The sequence below is a fragment of the Microcoleus sp. D2_18a_D3 genome, from assembly GCF_036702455.1.
Classification (GTDB): domain Bacteria; phylum Cyanobacteriota; class Cyanobacteriia; order Cyanobacteriales; family Microcoleaceae; genus Microcoleus.
The window spans coordinates 312-23,728 of the sequence record NZ_JAUBTK010000044.1; the positions used below are offsets into that span (position 1 = coordinate 312).

Here is a 23,417-nt window from a genome sequence, read left to right on the forward strand (position 1 = left end):
CAACAACTCCAACAACTCCAACAACTCCAACAACTCCAACAACTCCAACAACTCCAACAACTCCAACAACTCCAACAACTCCAACACCGACTCCAATTCCAACTGACAACCAACCGCCAGTTGCCAACAATGCCAACTCCAGCCTCGGGCCCAACAGCAGCACCTTAGTCACGGGATTGGGAGGAAGCGACCCCGACGGGTCGATCGCCTCTTACACGATCAACACCCTGCCCTCACCAGACCAAGCCGTCCTGTTTTTAGGAGATCCAGCCAACGGTGGCGTTGCGGTGACACCCGGCCAAGTCCTGACTCCAGCACAGTTACAGCAACTATTTTTCTCCACGACGGGCAACTTTACAGGAGCCAATTTCACTTACAGCGCTACAGACAACACCGGTGCTATCAGTCCCCCTGCTACCGCTACTGTGGCGGCTATCTTGCCGCCAGTGGCGCCAACGCCCACACCAACGCCGGCATCGCCGATCGTCTCAAATCCGATCGCCGAAGCAAATACCGACTGTTTGTGTCAGCCCATTATTGAAAAACCGGGAATTAACTTTGCGCCCCCGCAGCAACCGGCCGCGGTTGGATTTGTCCGCCCGATTTCACAATTCTCAGAGGGACAAACCACCAAAGGAACCGACGGCGATGACTTCATCGTAGACACCAAAGGCAACCAAAAAATCGTCGGTTTTGAAGGCAACGACCTGCTTTTAGGTGAAGACGGCGCGGACGAAATTGACGGAAACGAAGACAATGACACGATTTTTGGGGGCATTGACACCGATATTGTTTACGGAGACGAGGGCAACGATATCGTATTCTCCGGCAAACAAAACGACTGGATTGCCGGCGACTTAGGCTCTGACTCCCTGTTTGGAGATCAAGGTGCGGATACGATTCTCGGAGACACCGGGCAGAGCAACTCCCAGAGTCCTGACGATGCTCGCGATTTGATTTTCGGAGGCGAGGGTGCAGACCTGATTAACGGCAACGAGGGCGACGATACCATCCATACCGGCAAAGGTGACGATATTGTCCTTGGAGGTAAAGAAAATGACCGAATTTGGGGCGAACTCGGCTCCGATACCTTGTTTGGTGGCATCGGCTCCGACACCTTGTTGGGCGGCATCGGCGACCAAAAAGCCAGCGACTCCGAGGGACGCGACTTGCTGTACGGAAGCTTCGGCAACGACTTCCTCAACGGCCAAGAAGGCAACGATACGCTGGTTGCAGGCAAAGATAACGATCGCGCTTACGGAGGTAAAGGCAATGACATCATCTACGGTGAATTAGGGTCCGATACCCTCTACGGCGGTGAAGGAGCCGATACTCTGCTCGGTGACATTGGCAGTTCTCAGTCCATCGGGGATATTGGGGAACAAGACTTCATCTTTGGCGACAGCGGCAACGACATCATCGGGGCCGGCCACGGTAATGATACCGTGCAAGCAGGTAAAGGCAATGATTGTGTTTGGGGTGGCAAAGATAATGACTTGCTTTGGGGCGAACTCGGCTCTGATACCCTTGTTGGCGACAGCGGCGACGACACCATGTACGGCGGTACTCGAAGTCGAGATCAAGATGTTGGCGGCCAAGACTTGCTTTTTGGTGGCATCGGTGCTGATGTGCTGTTCGGCGATGAGGGTGACGATACCATCAGTGGCGGTGAAGACAACGACTTGATTTACGCCGGCAAAGCTAACGACCTCATACACGGAGATCAGGGTGACGACTTGATTTACGGCGGTGACGGCAGGGATGAACTCTGCGGTGGCGAGGGCAACGATACCATCTATGGCGATCGTGCTGATAACCGGGCTGTCTCGGTGGGCGCAAACGACCAGCAAGACTGCATCAACGGCGGTGACGGCGATGACTTGCTCTACGCCAACGAAGGCCAAGATACTATCAACGGAGATGCTGGCAGCGATACTCTGATTGGTGGTAAAGATAACGACCTTCTCAATGGGGGCGCTGGAGATGACTGGCTGTTTGGCGACTTGGGCGAGGATACTTTAATTGGAGGTATTGGGTTCGATCGATATGTGTTGAGTGCTGATGGCGGCATTGATACTGTCATTAACTTCGAGGTAGGCGTGGATAAGTTTGTTTTGACCGACGGGCTGAGTTTCCCGCAGTTGCAATTTAGCGCCACTCCGAACGGTACGTTGCTGCGCGTAGCAGGAACCGATCGGGTTTTAGCAAATCTGGTGGGGGTTAACGGGGCGATCGGCTCCTCGGATTTCCTATCAGATATCTTGCGCTTTGAGGGTTAGAATTGGTGGCGAAAGTCTCCTGTTCTGGCGAACAAAACGCCACAGCAGATCCGAACTTCTGTGGCGTTCCTCCCAATACTCAATCCGGGTTAAAAACTTTGTAGCACTCGGCTTTTGTCATGGCTCTTACAGTGGCTTTTTGTCCCTCTCTAAAATGCTAAAAAATAAAGGTGTATTCCAGCCGGATTTGGGATAATATCAAATCAGTTATACCAATTCACTATGAAGATACACTAAATGAGGCTGATGTCTTCCTGGTTGGAACTATATCCTTAGCGTGTAAGGATTCAGGTCTGAAAGAAGGGAATAAGCTCAGGCCGAGCCAAGTCACAAGAATGGGCAGAAATAGCCTCACGGAAAAAAGCCATTACTGAACGAGCTTGAAAACGACAGGTTTGAATTACACTCAGCAGATCAGCCGTTTCCTCAAATCGTTTCATTGAACGAGAGCCGCCAGAAACTTTCCGTTTCGTGACAGCTAGCCGTAGGGAACGTTCGGCTTTATTATTATCAGGAGGCACCGAGGGGTCATCCAGAAAATACCACCACTGTTTTGCCTTATCCCGTAAGGATTTGAGTAACAAACCTGCGGCATAACCAACTTGGTTCAACCAAGTGGCAAGGGCTTTATTGAATCGTATTTTGAAATCAGTTGCCCAGGAGTCGTAGGTAAGTTGCTCCTTCGTCTTTCGCCAGGACTCATGGGATCTAAAAGCTTCATCAATTAATGACAGAAATACTTGAGCGACTGCTGCATTATTGTTGCCAGGAAGTTCCAGCACTTTCTTGAAATGCCGCCGTAAATGGGCCAGACACTTCTGTTGGGCTGCGATGTTCCCGCCATTATAAACGCTGAAATCATCTGAGCTTAAGACTCCCGCAAATTCTTTGCCCAGCATGGTTTCCAATTCCACCCGCCCCCTGGTATCTGCGGCATGAAATAAACAGAATCCTTCTCCACTAGCTGTCCATAGCCATTCTTTAACCCCCATCACACACCGGGGGCGTTTCATCTACATGAACATTTGATTGCACCCCGGCCCATTTCCACAGTGCATTTATAGCTGGCTTGACTGCGGCTGCTACTCGTTGATTGGTTTTTTGGAGTGTTCCTACGGACACTTCTATCCTGCCGAGTTCCCACAACAATTCAGTCTGCTTGGCGTAGGAAAGATGCCCATAATTCCCTAACCATACTAATAGTACTTGGAGATTAACGCTCAAGTCTTGTCCTGGAACTATTCCCCGGGGTGGTTCTCCTCTGACTACTGCACCACATTCTAGGCATTTACACGATTGTGTCTGATATTCGATGACTTCAATTGGTTTTGCTACTAGACTTGCTACTTGCTGTCTGTGGATGTTAATTACTTCACTTAATTCTTTACTGCCACAATTGAGACAGATGTCGGGTGAGCTAATTTCAGTTCTGTCTACTCGTCCAAACCCTTTGCGGGTTTTCCCCTGATGACCCGGTTGTCCGCCTGGTTTCTTTTTTTGGTCTGCTTCTGGTTTGACTGTTGCTTTCTCTGGTTTTTGGAGTAGATCCGTTGATGGAGGTTTTGAGGAAGTCTGACTGGTGGTTCGACTATTGCCCGTAGCAATAGCTAGTTTTTCTTGTAATTCTTCAATGATTTTTTGCAGCGCCAGTACCATTTCTACCAGTTCAGCTTGGCTCAACTGGTAGAAATGGGTTTTTTCTTTCGGTCTGGTGGCTGCGGGCTTTTTCATTTGTTTATTTTACCAGCTTTTGACACTTAAGTCTTTTTTGACCTGAATCCTTACCTTAGCGTTATATTAAATGCAGCTTCATAGTGAATTGGTATTAGCCTTGGGATTATTCATAAATCTCTTATTATCGGCGTGAATCAGCGTCAATCCATTGTCATCTGCGGTGAATAAATTTTCTTTTTTAAACCGCCGATGTGGGCAGATAAACACAGATTAACGCAGATGAATTCGATTAATTCCTGTTGCAGCGTCCGTGATTTTTGACTTGTTTTTACGCGCGACGCGGCTACCGGAGTTGATATAACTTTGTATGGGGTTTTTCAGGTGTTCCCAGGTGCACAAGGGTTGGTAACAAATAGTGTTTACTAGCAACTAATTTTATTGTGTTTTGCGATCGGGCTTAACAGTCAACTAAAATTCATCAATAATTCCCCATTCCCATTCCATTGATTCACAATAGAAGGAAAGAAGAGCTATTTTTTCCTTTTTCTTGGCGAATCCCCAATTCCCCACGATCAATTCAAATACTTATACCATTTTTTTAAAGATGTGATAGAGATAAAGAATGTAAAATCCAAGACCATCCGGTGAGAAAACCAATGACGCGAGCGGTGAAAGATGCCAAAATTTCCTGGACTTTTATGCGGAGTTCGTCAAGATTACTAAACACCGACCAAGCTAAAAAATATTTCAGATATTCCCACACTCTTTCTGTCGGATTTACTTCGGGACAAGCCGGAGGCTGAAATAGTAAAATAACATTGTCTGGTAATTCAGATGAGCTTAAATTATGAGCGGGTGCGTTATCAACTTGAATGATGTGTAATTCCGCAGGATATTGTCTTGACAAAAGTTGTAGATATGCTTCAAAACAAACTTTGTCTAAATGCGAAAACTCCCAAAAAAAACTTTTTCCATTAGCGATCGATACGGCTCCATACAGCCAAAAGCACTCAAACTTCCCTTGATGCTTTCCGATTGGCTTTACGCCTGAAAGCGTCAGCTTACGCCGACGAATTGTATGCAGCCCTAAACGAGTTTCATCACTGCACCAATAATTGACTTTTTTATATTTGTTTACTTGAGGTAAAGCTTTGTCTAGTAAAGCTTTTATCTGTTGATGTAAGTTATTTTAAAATTCATTAATTGCCGTAGATTTCTGAGAAACACTGCGAGGTCTGGGAATTTTTAATTTACTTTTTAATTCCCCTCTCACTAAAGAATATACAGCCGGGTAACTACTGGCTATTCCTTTAATCAACCATAGCCAAAGATGAACTTCTTTATAACTCTGAAATCCTTCGGGGTCTCTCAACTCTTGTTGCAATGAAGCTGCTACTTCAACTGAGAACTTTTTTGGGCGACCAAAAACCTGCCGATTTTTTAACAAATTTTCCAGACCGCCCTCTTTATATTGAGAGAGCCAGCGATGAATTGTTGCCTCACTTTTACCTAAAACTGCGGATACTTCCCGCACAGTTTCTACTTGTTTTGACTGAAATAAATAAAGCATTTGAACTTTGTTATAAGCTAGGATTCTTTTTTGGTGTTTGAGGATTTCTCGTAAATTTTCTACAGATTCGGTAATCTTTATATGAGGACGACCAGACATTGTAATTGTCTCCTTTACTTTTAACACAAGTCTATCACATCTTTAAAAAAATGGTATTAGCTTAGGATAGCGAAATCTGCTTGCGTAAAAACAGCCGGCGCGGCTGGCCCAACAGCCAACCAGTCCAATTCCAATCCGCCTGTTGCAAGCGATAGCCGGCCTGATAGTACAACTGTCGCGCCGCGTGATTATTTTCCAGAACGTGGAGGTAAATCTCAGAAAATCCCCATTCTCTGGCTGTCTCCTCGCAGTTGCTGAGCAATTGTTGAGCAACTCCCTGCCGCCGGTACTCCGGGTGAACGGCTAAATTCGACAAATAAGGATAGTCAGAATTAGGGATTTGCCAAGGAAAGCGAGAACGTAGAGCCATTTCTACTGTTCCTGTTATGCGCTGATCTCGGTGCGCCCTATAATTCTGCGTTCCCTCCTCGCGCGAGACTAGCTCAGCAACCAGACAAATGTAATGTTCTGCCTTAGAACGCAGCCGATTTTTTAAATCTTCGTAAATGCCCAAACGCAACACTGGATACACCCATTCTACAAACCCCTCGCGGGAGTGAAAGCTCATGGCTAAAATATCAGCTAGCTGCGTTAAGTCGTTGGGCGCAGCCACCCGGATCGAAAAACCCGAAAGTCCGGGAGTTTGTTGTTGGTGAGATGGTGAGGAAAAAAATGAAGGATTCACAATGCCAGGCCACTATATTAATTTTTTTACGAGCGTTTCTAAGCTACCCTCTTAGAAAATTCACTGATGTTATACTGATCTTATAACGTAACTTATAGGCATAGTTTATTAGCCAGATTAAATTACATTTTTTGCTGCTTGACTTTAAGTAGTATTTGAGGTAAAGGAAAAATTTTTAGCAGTTAATACTCTAGTTATGAAAAAATAAAACTCATCCCCTAATACTAGATTGGTGGATAAGCTATTTGGCCTTTAAATTGAAGCTTTATCCCTGGCTTTCGGCCGACATCACAAGAGTTAAGTAAACAGTAGCTTACAAATTAAATGCGCGACAGCTTAGCGGGCAAGGTATTAAAAACAATTACAAAGGTTTTAACGTCAGGTTCCCGGAATCCTACCGCTCTCTGCTTAGGGAAATACCCGATCGAATATAATTTATCCGTCAAGCGGTAGTTGAAAAACTCAACGACTGACCATACTAACACTGGGCACGATCGCGCGTCGGATGTTCCCCGCCGCCCCCCGGCCTGGCAACCCAGCTTTCAGCAGTGCTGGCCTATCCATCGCCCGTCCCCGATCGAACCGGCCTTACCTGTTGAGCTAGGGGGTACTTTTCCAACCTCCAATTTAAATTTGGATGGCTGGAAACAGTCTGCAGGCGTTTTCCCCGTCGGTTCGATACTCTGCTGCGCGCGAGACCTTCAAAACCTCGATCGAGCTGATTGACCCTGCCTAAAAACCGATACAAGTCACCGACACTCGTCGTGGAGAGATCAAAATTTTAGACCCTAGTTCAAGCTCCGCGATTCATCTGTGGAGTAAATCTAAAATCTAAAATCTAAAATCTAAAATCGACTGACCGGTTTCCACAGAGTACATCCCTAGCTAAGATTAACAGATGGATGCTCGATCTTGCGGTGTTTCGCCGCAGTAATTGGCTTGGGCGTTGGTCTGCAGGAGGCACAAAAAATGCCGAGATCGGGGAAAAAAGTGCAAGTCTAACTAAAATGGTACAGCAATTGCGTCACTCCCACAGACACCTCTGTGGTCTGTGGGCCACCCCCGAATATCAGTCAGGGGCTCGGCGCCGGATTGTGGTCGGTATCCTTGGCTGACTGTTAAAGTTGCTGTTAATTGTGGGAAAAAACACCGGCGAAGATGTTGGTTGTCTATTGTATCTTGCTGCGGGCAGCTTTCACATACCAAATAAAACACTCCCCGGAGCCAGGCTCAAACATAATTTTGGCAAATCAACTCACAATCAGGACGGTTATTCCTATGTATTCTGAGATATCCAGACGGCAGTTAAAATGACCACCTTTGTGTTTGCTCTCCTGCTGCATAAAGGTAAGGGGTGAAACAAAATTATCTATCGGGAGATGAGTTTATGTGAATATCATTAAATAATAAAATTGGGGTGCACGACAGATAACTGTGGCTCAGAAGAATTCCGAATTGAAAACCCAGACATCAAAAATCAAGGTTGATGCTTGCCTCGGCCTACTCACAACAACTTCATATCCACGAATTATTGTGATACCATTTTCCCAAAATAATGGCCCTCTAGGCAAAATCCCAAGCCTTATGTCATCACTCATTCGCAATCGAAAATCGAAAATCGAAAATCGAAAAGGGTATGACTTCAGCAATTTAAATCGGCGAATTCTTCCTTTGATCAGACTTATTAAATCGAACAGCCCCGGGGCACAGGAGAACGGTGCATGAATTCCCAAGAAAATCCTAAGCTAAAAATTCTGATCGTCGATGACGAACCGGATAACCTCGACTTGCTTTACCGCACCTTCCATCGAGACTACAAAGTGCTCAGAGCCGAATCTGGCCCCGCTGCTCTCGAAATTTTGGCAAAAGAGGGAGAAGTTGCGGTGATTATCTCCGACCAGCGAATGCCAAAAATGAGCGGTACGGAGTTTCTCAGCCTGACGGCGGCTCAGTACCCCGACGTGATCCGAATTATTTTAACTGGCTATACGGATGTTGAAGATTTAGTTGAAGCTATTAACGCTGGCAAAGTATTCAAATACGTTACCAAGCCTTGGGATGCTCAAGAGCTGATAAATCTTGTCAGTCAAGCTGTTGAGACTCACAATCTTCTGAAAACGCGCACCAATGAACTGCGCCGTGCTTTGAGCCAAGAATCGCTGCTTTATGCCGTTACCAATACTATCCGATCGGCTCCCAATTACCAGCAAATGCTGCAAAGAATTGTGGAAACTGTCGGGCAGATGTTTGAGGTAAGTTGCTGTCTGCTGCGGCCGTTCCAAGACGGCCGGGTAGCCGATGAGTGGTTCGTTTACCAGAAGGCCGAAACTAAAGGGTTGGGGGGCGATGAGGAAGCGATGCCCGGAGATGCTTCTCCTGCGGAACTCTCCCCGGATTTGCTGCCGGATTTGGTTTGGGAAACTTTGGATGTGGAGGTGATTCAAGATGCCCAAACTGACGATCGAGTTTTAAACTGGGATAATCAACAGCGAAAGCAGGCTTACGAAGCTGCGAATATTCGATCGAGCTTGATCGTACCGCTGTTTTACAAAATGGAACTGATGGCAGTCTTGGCGCTGCACCAGTTTGATCAACGGCGCCAGTGGCAAGACCACGAGGTACAGTTGGTAATTACGGTGGCAGACCAAGCGGCTTTGGCGCTTTCTCAAGCCCGGGCTTACGAACAGGTGCGGGCGCTGGCCAAGCGCGAGGCCTTAGTCAATACTATTACTACGGCAATTCGATCGAGTCTAGATCCCCAAAATATTTTTGCAGCCATTACTCAACAACTCGGCCAAGCTTTGCAAGTTGACGGCTGCGCCCTATCTCTGTGGACAGAAGATGATGAATACGTCCAATGCGTGGGGCTATACGACACAGATAGGGATACCGTGGCTGTAGAACAGGGTTTTATTGACAATCCAGAGCTAGTTGCGAACTCTCTGGGCTACGAGACGGCTTCTGGTGATGCTGCTGCTAACACTCGCGCCTGGGTTTTTGCCCATCCTTCTTTGCCACAGTCTTTGGTGCCGATTCGGGGCAATCCGCTGTTGTTGCAAGTTATGGTATCAAAAGAACCGGTGGCGATCGAAGATCTCGACGAACACCCTGAGTTAAATGTTACAGAACTGCAAGTGCGATCGCCAGCCCGCGCCCTGTTAGTCGTTCCCTTACTCTCAGAAGGCAAAATCATCGGCAGCATTTCCCTGCGCCAAAATCACAGCATCCGCCGCTGGAACATCTCAGACATTGACCTGGCTCAAATAGTCGCAACTCAAGCTGCTCTGGCCGTGCAGCAGTCGCGCCTCTACCAGACTACCAGACAGCAGGCAGAACGGCTTCTGGAAGCCGATCGGCTCAAAACCGAATTTTTCCAAAATATCTCCCACGAGTTCCGCACGCCTCTAACTCTAACTATCGGCCCTCTGGAATCAGCTTGCAGGCGCAAAGAAGACTTGCCCTACGAACAAGCCGTAATCGCTTTGCGTAATTCCCGCCGCCTCCTGCGCTTGGTAAATCAACTGCTGGACTTGCAGCGGCTCGATGCCGGACGGATGCAGCCGAGTTTCCGCCCCTGCGATTTGGTCGGTTTCTGTTACTCTACCGCAGAGTCGTTCCGCGCCTACTGCGAGAAAAAAGGACTGCACTTAATTACCCAACTGCAAGAATGTCCTTTACTTTATTTGGACTTGGAAAGATTTGACAAAGTTATTTACAACCTGCTATCAAATGCTGTTAAATTCACCCCAGAAGGCGGAACTATCACCCTGAAAGTTGAATCTGCCGGCGCTCACTGCTTGTTGCAAGTAAAAGACACTGGTATCGGCATTCGCACCGAACAAATTCCCTATTTATTCGAGCGGTTTCACCAAGCCGAAGGTTCAGCAAGCCGTTCCTACGAAGGCAGCGGTTTAGGTTTGGCACTTGTCAAAGAATTAGTCGAACTCCACGGCGGTCAAATTTCAGTTGAGTCAGTTTACGGCGAAGGTACTACTTTTACCGTTTGGCTGCACTTCGGTTCGACTCACTTGCCCCCGGAACAGGTACTAGAAATACCTGCGGAGTTTCACTCATCGAAAGCTGCGGTGGAACTGGCAGATGTGGAGGCGGATTTGTCGGAAAATGAGGCAGAAAATCATAACTTTGAGGCGCTCGAACCTGTCAGATCAGAAACAGCAGTGGGAACGGTTTTGGTGGTTGACGACAATCCCGATTTGCGATTTTATGTGTCGGCCATTCTGCGAGATGCCGGCTTTGCAGTTTTGCTCGCGCGCAACGGAGAAGAAGGATTTGCCGTGGCTAAAAAACGTCGCCCTAATTTAATTATAACGGATTTGATGATGCCTTTGATTTCGGGCTTGGATTTGATTCGGATGATTCGAGAGGATGAGGAATTGCAGGGAACTCCGGCAATTTTGCTGACGGCTAAAGCCGACGAAGATACTCGCATTGAAGGAGTAGAACGGGGTGCGGATGCTTATTTGTCCAAGCCTTTTAACGATCGAGAATTGTTGGCGGAAGTGCGGAATTTGATCGCCCTCAAACAAAACGAGCGCCGAGTGCAGCAGTTGAACAGTTATTTAACTGAGTCGGTGCTGCGCCGATTTTTGCCGCCGGCGATGGTGAAGGCTGCCGCGGCTGGAGATTTGGCATTGGATTTGCGCCCGGAACCGCGATTGATTACTATTTTGTTTAGCGATATTGTCGGTTTTACTCAAATGGCAAATACGCTGCGATCGCGCCGGGTAGCTGAGCTGTTGAATGAATATTTGGCGGCAATGACTAAGGCTATTTTTGACAGCGGCGGTACGGTGGACAAGTTTGTGGGAGATGCGGTAATGGCTTTCTTTGGCGCGCCGGAGGAACTAACGCCTAATGAGCAAGTACGCCGCGCTGTGGCTGCTGCTGACCAAATGCTGCGAGCTCTGAAGGAGCTTAACAAGGGCTGGTTGGAGCAGGGAATTGTTGGGGAAAATGGCGTGCCTCCGGTGCGGTTTCGCTGCGGAATTCACCAGGGTACTGCGGTGGTGGGGATGTTTGGCGGTCCCGATCGATCGGATTATACTGCGATCGGGCCGAGCGTGAATATTGCCGCCCGCTTGCAAGAGGTGACGGAACCAAACACGGTGCTAATTTCGGCGGCGGTTGCAGATTATGTTGAGGAAAATCGCATTGTTAAATATAAGCCTTTGAAACTAAAGGGAATTGATGAAACGGTATTGACTTTTTTACTAAATTGTGATTAGTCATTAGTTGTTTGTTAAGTATTATATGTTGATATCCCACACACAATCTCGGAAACAACCTCTTCGTAAATACAGCCGATTTCAACTGAGTGAAGTACCTTCACCCCACCCGCCCCAAGGCTGTTTCATATCGATTCCGGTTGCACCGGAATCGATATCAATTGTTTAATCTTTAATCTAAAATTTACAATCGACTCACCAAAGTTCAAGATTCCAAATGGCGGCTGGGGAGTCAACTCTAAAATCTAAAATCTAAAATCTAAAATCTAAAATTGACTGACTTTCCTTAATCAATTGTTTAATCTTTAACCTAAAATTTACAATCAACTCACCAAAGTTCAAGATTCCAAATGGCGGTTGTGGAGTCAAATCTAAAATCTAAAATCTAAAATCTAAAATCTAAAATTGACTGACATTCCTTGCGTCCATCTATCAAAAGAGTGACATTTTTTAACCGTTCGTTGGCGGATAACCTCTCTCTAGAGAACGGTTCAGCCGATCGCTCTGATCGAGTAGAAATAGAATGTCATATCTGATTGTGTATTGTATGAAACTGAATTCTTTTACGAAACGGCTTTCGACTGTCGGGCGCTGGATGGCTACAACTGCGCTTTGCGTGTCAGCGATGGCCTTCGTTTGGTCTGGTGCGTTCTTCTCCAACACCGCAGCAATGGCATCTCCTAGTGTAAACTTGATCGCAGCAGCAGATGCGGGCGATGCGGTTCAAGAAAAAGCCAGCAAAGATGCTGGACGAGCCAAGAACTTCATCCGAGATACAGAAGAGAAGGTTAAGGAAACTGCCAAGACAAATGCTTCTAAAGTCGATCGCTCATCGGAGGATGGTAGTGTAGTAGAGCGCAAAGCTAAGAAAGATGCGGCCACAATTGAGAAAAGAGCATCGGAAGATTCAGCGCGGACTCAGAAAGCAGTAGATAATACCAAGAATGCTGTCGAGAGCGCTGTTGACAGCATCAAGGGTGTTTTTAGCAAGTAGGAAATAAATAAGTAGGTAAGTGCAAAGCCCTTGTCTACTTAATTGACACTCCCCAGCCATCAGGCGTGGGGATTCTTGGTTCTAGCGACATACCTTAAAACTATCTATCCTTGCGGCAATACTTAAACCAAATATCCGTTCAAAGGAACCAAATATCGAGCCTAATTTAGTTAGTCCCAGAGGGTTTTATCTCCCCAAGCGTTCGAGAATTACTTCTCATGTTACCGGATGCCCGCTCGGTACGTTTTAACTTCCCAAAATTTACTTTTCTGGTTTTGGCTTACGTTAGTCAGCCTAGCTATGTTTTTCGTGGTTTTCGCCACCCACTAACCATTATTGTTTTCCGACCAGTCGTTTGAGCTTGGTGTCTCATTTGTATCGGCGGTTATTCTACCTGTGGTAGTAAGTATCATTGTACTCTACTTTAAATAGAATGCAAGGAAATTTGAAAAATAGATACTAACGCCACTAAACGATTAAAACAAAAATCGGCAATCAATTAAAGCCGTCCTATTAAGAAGGGGCTTTAGACCCAATTATCTTGGTAAGCGGGCATGAATAAACTGATGTGAGGGGGCGGGTTTTGACCTGAAAGAAGTCGGATAGCAAGAGTTACTTGCACTCACCCGCCCACCATATCTTATGGTTTTGTCGCTCTTGTCTGCTTACTTGAAACTGAAAGATTGATGTACATTAATCAAAATTTCTATAGGTTTGTAGAACCGACCCCAAACCATGCTTTAAAATTGTCGCAAAAAGCGCAAGTCGCTAGCATAAACCCGGCGAATATCGTCGATTTCATAAAGTACCATTGCGAACCGCTCGACCCCAAAACCGGCCGCAAACCCAGTATATTTTTCTGGGTCTAAACCGACTCCTTTAAGAACGTTAGGATCGACTGTTCCGCAGCCCAAAACTTCCAGCCATTTGCCGTTCCACTGCAAATCAACTTCGGCAGAAGGTTCGGTAAACGGAAAGTAACTGGTGCGGAAACGAATCGGCAAGTCTTGCCCGAACATTTGCCGTAAAAACTCTTTAATTGTGCCTTTCAAGTCAGTAAATGTCAGACCTTCATCAATTGCTAAAAGCTCAATTTGGTGGAAAACGGCGGCGTGAGTAGCATCGACAGTATCGCGACGGTAAACGCGGCCGGGAGAGACAATCCGAATCGGCGGTTTGTGCTGTTCCATGTAGCGAATTTGCACCGATGATGTCTGAGTCCGCAGCAAGTCGCCGCCTGGTAGGTAAAATGTATCTTGCATATCCCGCGCTGGGTGGTCGGGGGGTGTGTTCAGCGCCTCGAAGTTGTAATAATCTGTTTCCATTTCCGGGCCGTTGGCGACGGTGTAGCCGAGGCCGACAAAGATATCGAGAGCGCGGTCTATGACGGCGTTTAAGGGGTGCACGCGGCCTTGGGGGCGAAAAATCCCCGGCATGGTGACATCGATGGTTTCTGAGGCTAGTTTGGCTCCAATTTGGGCGGTTTGGAGGGCGGCGCGCTTGTCTTCTAAATCGGCTTGCAGGGCTTCTTTGACTGTATTGGCGATCGCACCTACTTTGGGTCGCTGGTCTGGCGACAGTTTGCCCATCATGCCTAAAATTTGAGAGAGTTGGCCTTTTTTGCCGAGGTAGCCGACGCGCAACTGTTCGAGTTGTTCGAGGGTATTGGCAGTGGCGATCGCACTTTTGGACTCTTGACCGAGGGTTTCTAGTTGAGTTTCAATGTCGCTTAGCTGGACAGTCATTTTGATTTTAGATTTTAGATTTTAGATTTTAGATTGATGGCAGTTTTGGGCCAAGTTGAGTTTAGCGCAATTTTGGCTCTACAGCTTGTTGATTTTAGATTTTAGATTTTAGATTTTAGATTTTCGGCAGTTACGGATAATTTGTAATAGGTAATTCGATGTTAGAGCGATCGCCCTAGTTGAATCTAGTTTAGTATTGTTATAAGGCCTATAAAAATTTCAATGAAACTTTTAATTAGCAACGACGACGGCATCTTTGCACAAGGCATCCGCAGCCTCGCCAACGCTCTCGCCGCCGCTGGCCACGATGTGAGTGTAGTTTGTCCCGACAGAGAGCGCTCCGCTACCGGCCACGGCCTTACCCTGCACCAACCCATCCGCGCCGAAATTGTCGAATCTATTTTTGAGCCCGGAGTCCAAGCTTGGGCCTGTTCGGGTACTCCCGCCGACTGCGTGAAACTCGCTTTGTGGGCTTTACTTGACAAACCGCCGGATTTTGTTCTTTCCGGTATCAACCACGGGCCCAATTTAGGCACGGATATCATCTGTTCGGGCACGGTTTCGGCAGCAATGGAAGGAATTATGGAAGGTATTCCCAGCATTGCTTTCAGCCTCGCGAGCTTTACTTCGCAGGAATTTGGGCCGGCGGTGGATTTCGCTGTCACCTTGCTGGCACAGTTGGAAAAACAGGCAATGGCCAAACCGATGCTGTTGAATGTCAACATACCGGCAGTCACACAAGCAGAAATTACCGGAGTTGCGATCGCCCGTCAAGGCATTCGCCGCTATTTCGACATATTTCAAAAGCGCACTGATCCGCGCGGCAAAACTTATTATTGGCTGGCTGGCGAATTGTTAGAAGATGTAGAAGAAATCGCCGATTCGGCGGTGCCGCATGATATTCCTACAGACGTACAAGCTATTCGCGACAACAGAATAACCGTAACTCCCTTGCAATATAATCTCACCTGTGCTCCAGACTTGCACTCGTTGCGGGATTGGCAATTTGAAGGTTTTCCCAAGCATTGAGCTCCGATCGACCCGATTGGAGCGGTAAACTAGGAATTAAGGAAAAGTGCCTCTCAAGGTCTATACCTTAAGCGTTAACACAGGCCCCCAATTACTTGTTAGTTTTTTTTACTCAAGAAAAACAGTTATGAACGCTCCCACCTATAACACTCATTCTGTCACTTGCCCGATCTGCAACCGTTCCAGCGTCGTAGGCCCAGTCGGGATGGTCAGTGGACTATTCACTTGTCCCCACTGCCATTCTCATATGGTAATTAGCTGGAGCGGTCATTTTGTGCGCGATCCTTTTAGTCTCAAACAACTGACGGTAGGAAAAATGCTCAGGCGCGAGAGCAGGCCGTTAGCTCGGCTTCAGCGGGACTTTGGGCTGGGTAAGCCTTTTCCGCTGATTGCTATTTTGGGCAGTGTGGTCTTTTTCGGGTGTGCGATCGCCGCTACGGAACAATCGCTACCCCGACAGAATTCACTTCAAGGATTTTTAGAGTGGGTGAGCGGAACTGGTAATTCCCAAGATGTCTCACGTTAACATTTCTTAAAAAAGATTCTGACAGATACTGCGTGCAAATATCTAGTCCTTTAGGTAGAAATCACACTATTTTAGCAATTGCATCCCTCTTGAGCTACGGGTAAGCATTTAGACGGGGTGCCCTTCATCGTGTGCCCAAAAACGTCAAAACCCCAGTCCGGCAGGGGTTTTAACCCCTGCCTAAAAGCTCAAGTCGGGTGGGCGTAAGTATCACAAGGGTGTTTGGGGTTAAGTTGACACGTAGAGCACTTTTCACGTAAGTAGGTACGAGCTGTAGGGACACGGAACTGACCTGTCCTAGCCCTTGTAGGGAAACGGCGCCGTGCCCATAGCTGTCAACTTAACGTGCAACCGATAGTCCGACAGGGGTTGAAACCCCTGCCTCAAAGCTAAAGTCGTCTGAAGACGACTAATGAGTTTTTCAGTCCTCTTTGATAGGACTTTAGCTATAAGCCCTGTGGAATTTATTCCCTGGCGAAGAGTGCCGGGTGAGCGGGAGGACTGGCGGACTAAAAGCTTAAGTTGACACGCCTACGGCGCTCGCCGTAGGCGTGTACTCAATTAAGAAACTCAGCAATTTTTCTAACTGCTGCTTCCAAAATTGCTGGCGACTCGACTAAGGCAAATCGCACGTAGCCTTCTCCTGATTTCCCGAAACCGGCACCGGGGGAAGCTGCGACTCCTGTACTCTGTACTAGCTGAGTGCAAAATTTCACGGAATCTCCGGCCCAAGGTTCCGGCAGTTTCGCCCAGACGTACATGGTGGCAGGGGGTACGGGTACTTGCCAGCCGATGCCCTGTAGCGCGTTTACAAAGGCATCCCGCCGTTTTCTGAAGGTTTCTACGCTGGTTCTGACGGTATCTTGAGGGCCTGTTAATGCGGAGATCGCTCCGTTTAAAATCCCTCGGTATTGGTTGAAGTCCACTGCGGCTTTTACCTGTCGCAGCGCTGCAATTAGTTCGGAATTGCCGATCGCATATCCGACTCGAAAACCTCCCATACTGTAGGATTTGGATAGTGTAAAAAACTCGATCGCCACACTCTTCTCTCGATCCGCCTGAAATATTGACGGTGCCATCAATTTGCGGTTTTCCTCGATCCCAGAGGGCGGGCACGGGGGCACCGCCCCTACGGAATCGTCAAATACCAAATCCACATAAGGGAAATCGTGAACTAAAACCAGCCGATGTTCTCGACAAAAAGCCACAGCTTTCTCAAAAAAAGCAACCGGGGCGATCGCAGTTGTAGGATTGTGAGGATAGCTCAAAACCATCATCTTCGACTGAGCCAGCACTGCTGCCGGAATATCTTCAAATATCGGCAAAAAGGCATTTTCTGCTAATATAGGCATCGGATAAATTTGACCACCAGCCAAATGCACACCGCCCGCGTGGGAAGGATAGCCCGGATCGAGTAGCAAAGCAAAATCTCCAGGGTTGAGTACAGCTAAAGGCATATGCGCCGTGCCTTCTTGGGAACCAATTAACGGCAGCACTTCTGTTTCTGGATTGACTGCAATCCCAAATTTTTGCTCGTACCAAATAGCTGCTGCTTCCCGAAAATCTCTTGTGCCGTTAAATAGCAAATAGCCGTGAGTGCTGGTGTCGGACAGAGAATGTGCGATCGCATCTGTAATGTGAGCAGCCGCCGGCAAATCCGAAGAACCCAGAGACAAGTCAATCACATTTTGTCCCGCTGCTCTAGCTTGAGCTTTTGCCCGATCCATATCGGCAAATACATTAAATTGCAGTGGTTCTAAACGTTTAGCAAATTGCATATTTTCTATAGTTTTGTGGAATTTTAAGAAATATTTTTATCCCATCTAAATTATTTTTTATATGGCATTTTTATTGAGTTTGTGATTTTTTTTAGTAACCGCAGAGAGCGCAGAGGGCGCAGAGTCAGAGAGGAATATCGAGGAGAAAAGAGAGATGTTAAAAAAATATTTGCGATTTCTATAATTGTAAGTTGGGAGTTGGAAACTCCCGAATCATTTCCAAACTTTATAAGTGAGCGTCGAGCAAACCGACCAAAGTTTGTTTAGTAATAGCTCCCTCGTGAGACAGCACTACTTCGGCATTTTTAAACAGCCTGAGAGCTGGGACTCCTTCTACTTTATACTGCTTGACAGTATTAGGATTGGGGTCAATTTCCATTTTAACCACTTTCAGCCGATCGCTGTAGTTGGCCGCCACCCAGTCTACCGAAGGCGCGATCAGTTTGCAAGGCCCGCACCAAGTAGCCCAAAAATAGGCAAGCACTGGTTGCTCAGCTTTCAGGACTTCTGTTTCAAATTTTTCGTCGTTAATGACAATTACACTGTTGCTCATGGTTCTGCGATTATTTTTTCTATTTATTTCTAAAGCACCGGCTGGCGTGAAACTTGCACCAACTTAGAAGACAGGCCCAAAAAACTGTTACTAATTTTAAAACATTCTGTGAATTATTGAGTAGAAACTAAGGACTCGTGACTGATGGCTAATTCTGTTTGGCGTTTAATTCCGCAGCTACAAGCGTCTGGGAGGTTGCAGATGGCGATCGACCAATGGCTACTGGAACAGCATCTAGCGGGGAAAAATCCGCCAACTCTGCGATTTTACACTTGGCAACCGGCGGCGATTTCCTTGGGCTACCACCAGCGCAGGTGGCCGGAGTTTTGGCAGCATTTGTCTTGGCGGGGAATGCCTGTGGAGTTGGTGAGGAGGCCCAGCGGCGGGCGCGCCGTGCTGCACCAAGGGGATTTAACTTATGCAGTTGTGGCGTCGGGATTTGGAAGCAGGCGTATGAAAGCTTATCAGACTATTTGCGAGTTTTTGATTGAGGGTTGGAGGGCGATGGGGTTGGATTTGCACTATGGGGAAGCGGGAAGGGGTTATATTCACAATCCGAATTGTTTTGGTACTGCGACGGGTGCGGATTTAGTTACACTTGATGGCCACAAGTTAATTGGTAGCGCGCAATTGCGACGGGGTGATGCTATTTTGCAGCACGGTTCGATGCGTTTGCAGCCGGATGTTTGTTTGTTTTCTCAAGTGTTTGGGGAGCAATTAATTCCTGTGCAATTACCTCTATCTGAAGGAGGAGATGATTTGATTGCCACTGTAATTGATGTTTTGAGTGCGGCGGCTTGTCGCTGTTTTGAGATTGAGTTGGAGGTGCGGCCGCTTTCGGATCAGGAATGGCAGGATATTTTGGAATTAACAAGTAATAAGCTGTTTCACATTTAACCTCCATATTTGGGGGCGGGCTTTACTGCCACCTTTTGGGAACAGCCAAGATGGCCGTTCCACAAGAGATTTTTGGAATAATTATTGTGGGGGATGTCAAAAAGTCGGCCGCCTTTTGGGAACAGCCAAGATGGCCGTTCCACAAGAAAGAATTTTTATTGTAGAACAGCCATCTTGGCTGTTACTGATACAAGTTAAAAACTTGTACACTTCTTTTTATTAAAACTCTTCTAGCCCGTTGCTCTAACGTTGCCAAAAAAGTTAAATTTATATGCAGTACAGCTTATGGCTGTGGCTGAGTTGGAACGATCGGCTCTTTGGCAATTTCGCCCAATGTCACTGAATCCAGCAAGCTTTCCCAATCAGCCTTGAACGTTGTATCATTAGGCTGATCGCGGCGAGCAGCAGCTAGGGTGCTGAGGGCATCTTGCCAAATCCCATTTTCAGCATAAATAACGGTTTTCTGGCGCGGATCAGCCTGCTCTAATTTACTGCGGATATCTGCACTGAGTTCAACTCGCCGTACAGTACCGATTTCGATCTGATCTGCCGATCGGTCTAGAGAGTCGCAAATCACTGTAAAATTCCAACGGTAACTTTTGCCTACTTCCAAGGGCGGCACATTTTGGTTAGCGGGGATACTAACCCCGATCACCCCTGATAAATTGCTAATTGTGAGAGCCTGTTTATAAATCTCCTTGCCGCTTGGATCTTGTAGGGTAAATTCGGCTGATTCCGCCTCTGTTGGAGGCAAGTAGAAAAAGAACGTTGGATAGTCGGAAACAGTCCGTCCCATCTTATTTGTAGGCATTAAGGCTGTGAGACCTAGCTGACTAATGCTCGCGCAGCCACCGCGCACAGGCCGTCCCGGTTGAGTGGGGGGCAGCTCATCTATATCTTCAGTAGGCTGACTGAAGCGCGGCCCTCCCGATTGAGTGATTGGCTTGCCATCTACGTCTGGAGTCGGCTGTCCCACAACTGCTAATTGGGAAGCATTAAGTGTTGCTATCAATACTATTGAGCCAACGGATGTCAGATTGAGGATAAATTTAGTAATTGTTTTCATATTAACTCCCTGAATTTTTATGAATAGATTCTCTCTTTTTATTTCTTTTTATTTCCCAAAATCCGGTAGACATTAACTTTTTGTTCCCTGCCTCTTAAAGGCAAAGCTCCCCAAGATTCTACCTCAAATTTGTCCCCCAGATGCAGAAAGGTTTCTTCTGCAATCAATATCCGGCAAGTGTCCTCGTGCCGCTCCTTTTCGCAGCTTTCGAGTCGAGAGGCAATATTTACGCTGTCGCCGATCACTCCATATTCTAAACGGGTTGTGCCTCCCAGACTACCCACCATAACAGGCCCTGTAAAGATGCCTACTCGCATTTTTACGGCCGGTAAACTGCGATCGAGCCAATTTTGATTCATTTCTGGCAAGCGGGAACTGATGGCTAAAGCGCAAGATACGGCAAGGCGAGCATCTTCTGCAATTTCTTCTGGAGTGGTGCGGGGAATGGGTACGCCAAATACTGCCAGCATTCCATCTCCGGTAAATTTATTAATCACGCCTTGATGTGCTTGGACTTCTTGGGCCATTGCTGATAAATACTCATTTAACCAACTCATTACCACTTCTGGCGGTAGTTTTTCGGAGATTGTACTAAAACCCTGCAAGTCTGTGAGGATGATGGTAGCAGTAACTTTTTGACCGGGCAATAACCCTGATTCGAGCAGATGGACGCGCTCTTTCCACAGGGCATTTGCGATCGCGGGTGAAGTTTGTTGTCCTAATAATTTCATCACAATCCCTTGCTGTTGCCTCGACTGCTCGTATTTATAGGTGACTGCGACTCCTGCGGTGATTAAAAGTGCCAGGGCTGGAGTGATTACAGGTATCCACCCCTGTTGCATGAAGAGGAAAAAGGTGAATCCGAATAATGAGCCACAAGCTGCGATCGCGATCACGATCAAATTCAGCGATTTTTCTAGCCGCCAAGCTAAACAGCCGCCCACTGCACTCCACACAGTGATCCAGAGAATTTCTTGCCATTCGTCCCAATACCAAAATAGCCCTTTCCCATCTAAAACTGCGCTGAGAATTTGGCTAGTGGCAGTTGCATGAATTAATACCCCCGGCATCGGCTGGTTTCCGCTTGCAGCAGCGCTGTAAGGGGTGGAAAATAAATCTTTGGCAGTTAGGGCTGTAACGCCTATTAGCACTATTTTACCTTTCACCCATTTCGGGTCAACTTTTCCCTTTAACACTTGAGTTAGTGTCACGGTTTTTGCTATATTTTCAGGAGAGCGGTAATTGAGCAGGATTTGATAGCCTTGGGCATTAATTTTCTGATAACCTCCTGAGTTCGATCGCAACTTGGAAAATACTGTTTTGTCTACCTGGAGGGTGTTGTTTTCTATTAGTTTAGAATCTATTTTTTTGTTGTTAAAATAGGCAAAAGCTAGTCGCATTGAAAATGAAGTCAATGTCGTTTTACCATTCTTGGCGTACATCAAATTGCGACGCAGTATACCGTCGGGATCGACGACTAAATCGTTAAATCCTACCCGCTTTTCTGGTATATTGGGAGGTGGTGGCGCTGAATCTTCTTTAGAGTTACCGATCAAGGTAATGGGGATTACTTTAGGGTTTTGCCATTGAGTTACTAATTCTGCATTCCCCGGTTCGTAGGGAATATTGCGAATTATATCTATGCCAATAGCTGTGGGTTCAAGACGCGCTATTTCTGCGATCGCTCGTGCTAAAGTGCGATCAGAAATGGGCCATTTTTCAATAGTATTAATGTCCTGATCTGTGATTGTTACTACCAGTAATCTGGGGTCAGGGCCCTGATCGGGTCGCAACTGCACCATGAGGTCGTAAGCATTTAATTCTAGTGGCTGCAACCCGCCTAAATGCCGCACTCCCAATAGAGTTCCGGTCACGACAATCCAGATGATAGCAACAGGTTGCAAGTCAGCGTAGGGGAAGAAATGAGTTAAATTTTTCCAAAGTCCCTCCGCAAATTTATGATAAATTCTCTTAAAGAATGGGGGCATAAAATTTAGTGTTTCAACCCTGAGTGACAAAGTTTGCTACATCTTAACTGATCGCTGATGCCCCTTACCGATGCCCAATTTTTAATTTTCCTGTGCGGTTTTGGCGATCGCACTTAATTGCAATCCCTGCGGATAGCTGTTTTCTTCTTTGCTGCGCTTGATGTCTGTTTCGGAAATCTGGGGTTTGAGGTATTTTGCCAAAACTTTAACCACGTCACCCCGATCGATCGTCCCCGCTACTGAACCAATCGGCGAGAGGACGATGATTCGGGGGAGTTGACGGGCTTCCATGCTGTTAATTACTTCTGCGAGGGAGGCTTTTTCCGAGATTGTGGGGGTTTTGCCGAGGGGTTTCAAAATGTTGTGCAAAGTCTGAACTTGCCATTGACTGCGTTCTGTGAAGCGGATATCGTCGATCGACACTAAGCCCAAATCCCGGCCGTTGGTCGCAGCAATGTAAAATGGAAACGGATTGACTTCTAACAAATATCGATCGGCAAATTCTCGCAGAGTCAAATCTGCATCTACAACTCGAAACTCGCGGCTCATCGCATCGCTGGCTTTAATTTTGAGCAGGGCTTCTTGCAGTGAAGTCAATCTGCTATAAGCAGTGGCATTGCGAATGCCAAACCAGCCGATCAGCGCAATCCACAAGCCGCCGTACTCGCGCGCTAAAAAGCATAAACTCAGACCCAAAGCAACAGCCAGCCAACCTAAAACTTGTCCTGTTTTTGCCGCCCAGCGAACGCCGGCAAATCGAGAGCCGGTGATTTTCCAAATAGCTGATTTTAAAACTTGTCCTCCATCCAAAGGCAAACCGGGAATTAAGTTAAATAATCCCAAAACGAGATTGATTAGTGCTACCCTTTCGGTGACAATTGCTAGCAAACTTTTCGGGGGCAGAACTTGAGAACCCAAACCGAGGATTAAAAACACCGCAAAGCTGACGAGAGGGCCGGCAATAGCTACTTGAAAAGCTTGACCGGGAGTTTTTGATTCCGAGTCGATCGAAGCTACTCCGCCAAATAAGAATAAGGTAATAGAATTAACTTTAATGCCTTGCGATATCGCCGCCAAGCTGTGTCCGAGTTCGTGCAAGAGCACGGAAGCAAACAGTAGCAGAGCTATTGCTAACCCCGCACTCCAGGAGAGCGCAGGCCCCCACAGGCGGTAACTGCTGGCGTATTCGCGGGTTGCTAAGGCTAAAATTATAAACCACGAATAATCTATAACTAGGGGGATGCCAAATAAAGAGCCGATTCGCCAACCTGTCTGCATGAAGTTTCCT

At 47.0% G+C, this 23,417-nt stretch carries 13 protein-coding genes and 2 pseudogenes; 6 read left to right on the forward strand and 9 right to left on the reverse strand.

Annotated features, from left to right (window positions below):
- Positions 1-2,279, forward strand: a 2,279-nt coding sequence (locus QUB06_RS19740; protein ID WP_333436697.1) for a calcium-binding protein, incomplete at its 5' end; no start/stop codon positions are given.
- A 287-nt stretch (positions 2,280-2,566) separates the two neighbouring features.
- Here QUB06_RS19740 and tnpC read toward each other — a convergent pair.
- The 3 genes and pseudogenes from tnpC to QUB06_RS19755 all read right to left on the reverse strand — a co-directional run bounded on the left by tnpC (position 2,567) and on the right by QUB06_RS19755 (position 6,307).
- Positions 2,567-4,010: pseudogene (tnpC, locus tag QUB06_RS19745) on the reverse strand (IS66 family transposase).
- Between the two features lie 541 nt (positions 4,011-4,551).
- Positions 4,552-5,622 (reverse strand): annotated as a pseudogene (locus tag QUB06_RS19750) (IS630 family transposase).
- Between the two features lie 61 nt (positions 5,623-5,683).
- Positions 5,684-6,307 carry a GNAT family N-acetyltransferase gene (locus tag QUB06_RS19755; RefSeq protein ID WP_333436698.1) on the reverse strand — a complete coding sequence of 208 codons (624 nt, stop codon included), beginning with the start codon at positions 6,305-6,307 and terminating at the stop codon, positions 5,684-5,686.
- Positions 6,308-8,028: 1,721 nt separating this feature from the next.
- Between QUB06_RS19755 and QUB06_RS19760 the strand changes: the two genes are divergently transcribed.
- Together QUB06_RS19760 and QUB06_RS19765 are read left to right on the forward strand one after the other, a co-directional pair.
- Entirely contained in the window at positions 8,029-11,553 is a 3,525-nt protein-coding gene (locus QUB06_RS19760) for a response regulator (protein ID WP_333436699.1), read from the forward strand.
- A 547-nt stretch (positions 11,554-12,100) separates the two neighbouring features.
- A complete protein-coding gene (locus tag QUB06_RS19765; RefSeq protein ID WP_333436701.1) occupies positions 12,101-12,547 on the forward strand; it encodes a hypothetical protein in 447 nt (148 codons plus the stop codon).
- 740 nt (positions 12,548-13,287) lie between these two features.
- Here QUB06_RS19765 and pheS read toward each other — a convergent pair.
- Positions 13,288-14,292, reverse strand: a complete 1,005-nt coding sequence (gene pheS / locus QUB06_RS19770; protein WP_333331597.1) for a phenylalanine--tRNA ligase subunit alpha — start codon at positions 14,290-14,292, stop codon at positions 13,288-13,290.
- Between the two features lie 222 nt (positions 14,293-14,514).
- Here pheS and surE point away from each other — a divergent pair, with 222 nt between their 5' ends.
- Complete coding sequence (surE, locus tag QUB06_RS19775; protein ID WP_333286423.1) at positions 14,515-15,321, forward strand: 5'/3'-nucleotidase SurE; 807 nt, start codon at positions 14,515-14,517, stop codon at positions 15,319-15,321.
- 127 nt (positions 15,322-15,448) lie between these two features.
- Positions 15,449-15,847 (forward strand): hypothetical protein, encoded by a 399-nt coding sequence (locus QUB06_RS19780; protein ID WP_333145690.1) that lies wholly within the window; start codon positions 15,449-15,451, stop codon positions 15,845-15,847.
- A 557-nt stretch (positions 15,848-16,404) separates the two neighbouring features.
- Here the strand turns inward: QUB06_RS19780 and QUB06_RS19785 are convergent.
- The gene (locus QUB06_RS19785) at positions 16,405-17,625 is read right to left on the reverse strand and encodes an LL-diaminopimelate aminotransferase (RefSeq protein WP_333436702.1); all 1,221 of its coding nucleotides are present in this window, start codon (positions 17,623-17,625) and stop codon (positions 16,405-16,407) included.
- A gap of 226 nt (positions 17,626-17,851) precedes the next feature.
- Entirely contained in the window at positions 17,852-18,178 is a 327-nt protein-coding gene (locus tag QUB06_RS19790) for a thioredoxin domain-containing protein (RefSeq protein WP_190738970.1), read from the reverse strand.
- Between the two features lie 144 nt (positions 18,179-18,322).
- Here QUB06_RS19790 and QUB06_RS19795 point away from each other — a divergent pair, with 144 nt between their 5' ends.
- Positions 18,323-19,075 carry a biotin/lipoate A/B protein ligase family protein gene (locus tag QUB06_RS19795; RefSeq protein ID WP_333436703.1) on the forward strand — a complete coding sequence of 251 codons (753 nt, stop codon included), beginning with the start codon at positions 18,323-18,325 and terminating at the stop codon, positions 19,073-19,075.
- A gap of 283 nt (positions 19,076-19,358) precedes the next feature.
- On the opposite strand, the gene QUB06_RS19800 is transcribed toward QUB06_RS19795, so the two are convergent.
- The 3 genes from QUB06_RS19800 to QUB06_RS19810 form a co-directional block, all read right to left on the reverse strand.
- Positions 19,359-20,141: a DUF928 domain-containing protein gene (locus QUB06_RS19800; protein ID WP_333436704.1), complete on the reverse strand. Its 783-nt coding sequence runs from the start codon at positions 20,139-20,141 to the stop codon at positions 19,359-19,361.
- A gap of 38 nt (positions 20,142-20,179) precedes the next feature.
- Positions 20,180-22,129: an adenylate/guanylate cyclase domain-containing protein gene (locus QUB06_RS19805; RefSeq protein WP_333436705.1), complete on the reverse strand. Its 1,950-nt coding sequence runs from the start codon at positions 22,127-22,129 to the stop codon at positions 20,180-20,182.
- Between the two features lie 81 nt (positions 22,130-22,210).
- Positions 22,211-23,407 (reverse strand): site-2 protease family protein, encoded by a 1,197-nt coding sequence (locus QUB06_RS19810; RefSeq protein WP_333436706.1) that lies wholly within the window; start codon positions 23,405-23,407, stop codon positions 22,211-22,213.
- Positions 23,408-23,417: the final 10 nt, after the last annotated feature.

Bases quoted from the DNA above. Each gene is read 5' to 3' on its own strand.
- QUB06_RS19805 (WP_333436705.1), bottom strand. From the start codon at position 22,129: ATGCCCCCATTCTTTAAGAGAATTTATCATAAATTTGCGGAGGGACTT.
- QUB06_RS19795 (WP_333436703.1), top strand. From the start codon at position 18,323: ATGGCTAATTCTGTTTGGCGTTTAATTCCGCAGCTACAAGCGTCTGGG.
- QUB06_RS19810 (WP_333436706.1), bottom strand. From the start codon at position 23,407: ATGCAGACAGGTTGGCGAATCGGCTCTTTATTTGGCATCCCCCTAGTT.
- QUB06_RS19765 (WP_333436701.1), top strand. From the start codon at position 12,101: ATGAAACTGAATTCTTTTACGAAACGGCTTTCGACTGTCGGGCGCTGG.
- QUB06_RS19785 (WP_333436702.1), bottom strand. From the start codon at position 17,625: ATGCAATTTGCTAAACGTTTAGAACCACTGCAATTTAATGTATTTGCC.
- QUB06_RS19790 (WP_190738970.1), bottom strand. From the start codon at position 18,178: ATGAGCAACAGTGTAATTGTCATTAACGACGAAAAATTTGAAACAGAA.
- surE (WP_333286423.1), top strand. From the start codon at position 14,515: ATGAAACTTTTAATTAGCAACGACGACGGCATCTTTGCACAAGGCATC.
- QUB06_RS19800 (WP_333436704.1), bottom strand. From the start codon at position 20,141: ATGAAAACAATTACTAAATTTATCCTCAATCTGACATCCGTTGGCTCA.
- QUB06_RS19780 (WP_333145690.1), top strand. From the start codon at position 15,449: ATGAACGCTCCCACCTATAACACTCATTCTGTCACTTGCCCGATCTGC.
- QUB06_RS19760 (WP_333436699.1), top strand. From the start codon at position 8,029: ATGAATTCCCAAGAAAATCCTAAGCTAAAAATTCTGATCGTCGATGAC.
- pheS (WP_333331597.1), bottom strand. From the start codon at position 14,292: ATGACTGTCCAGCTAAGCGACATTGAAACTCAACTAGAAACCCTCGGT.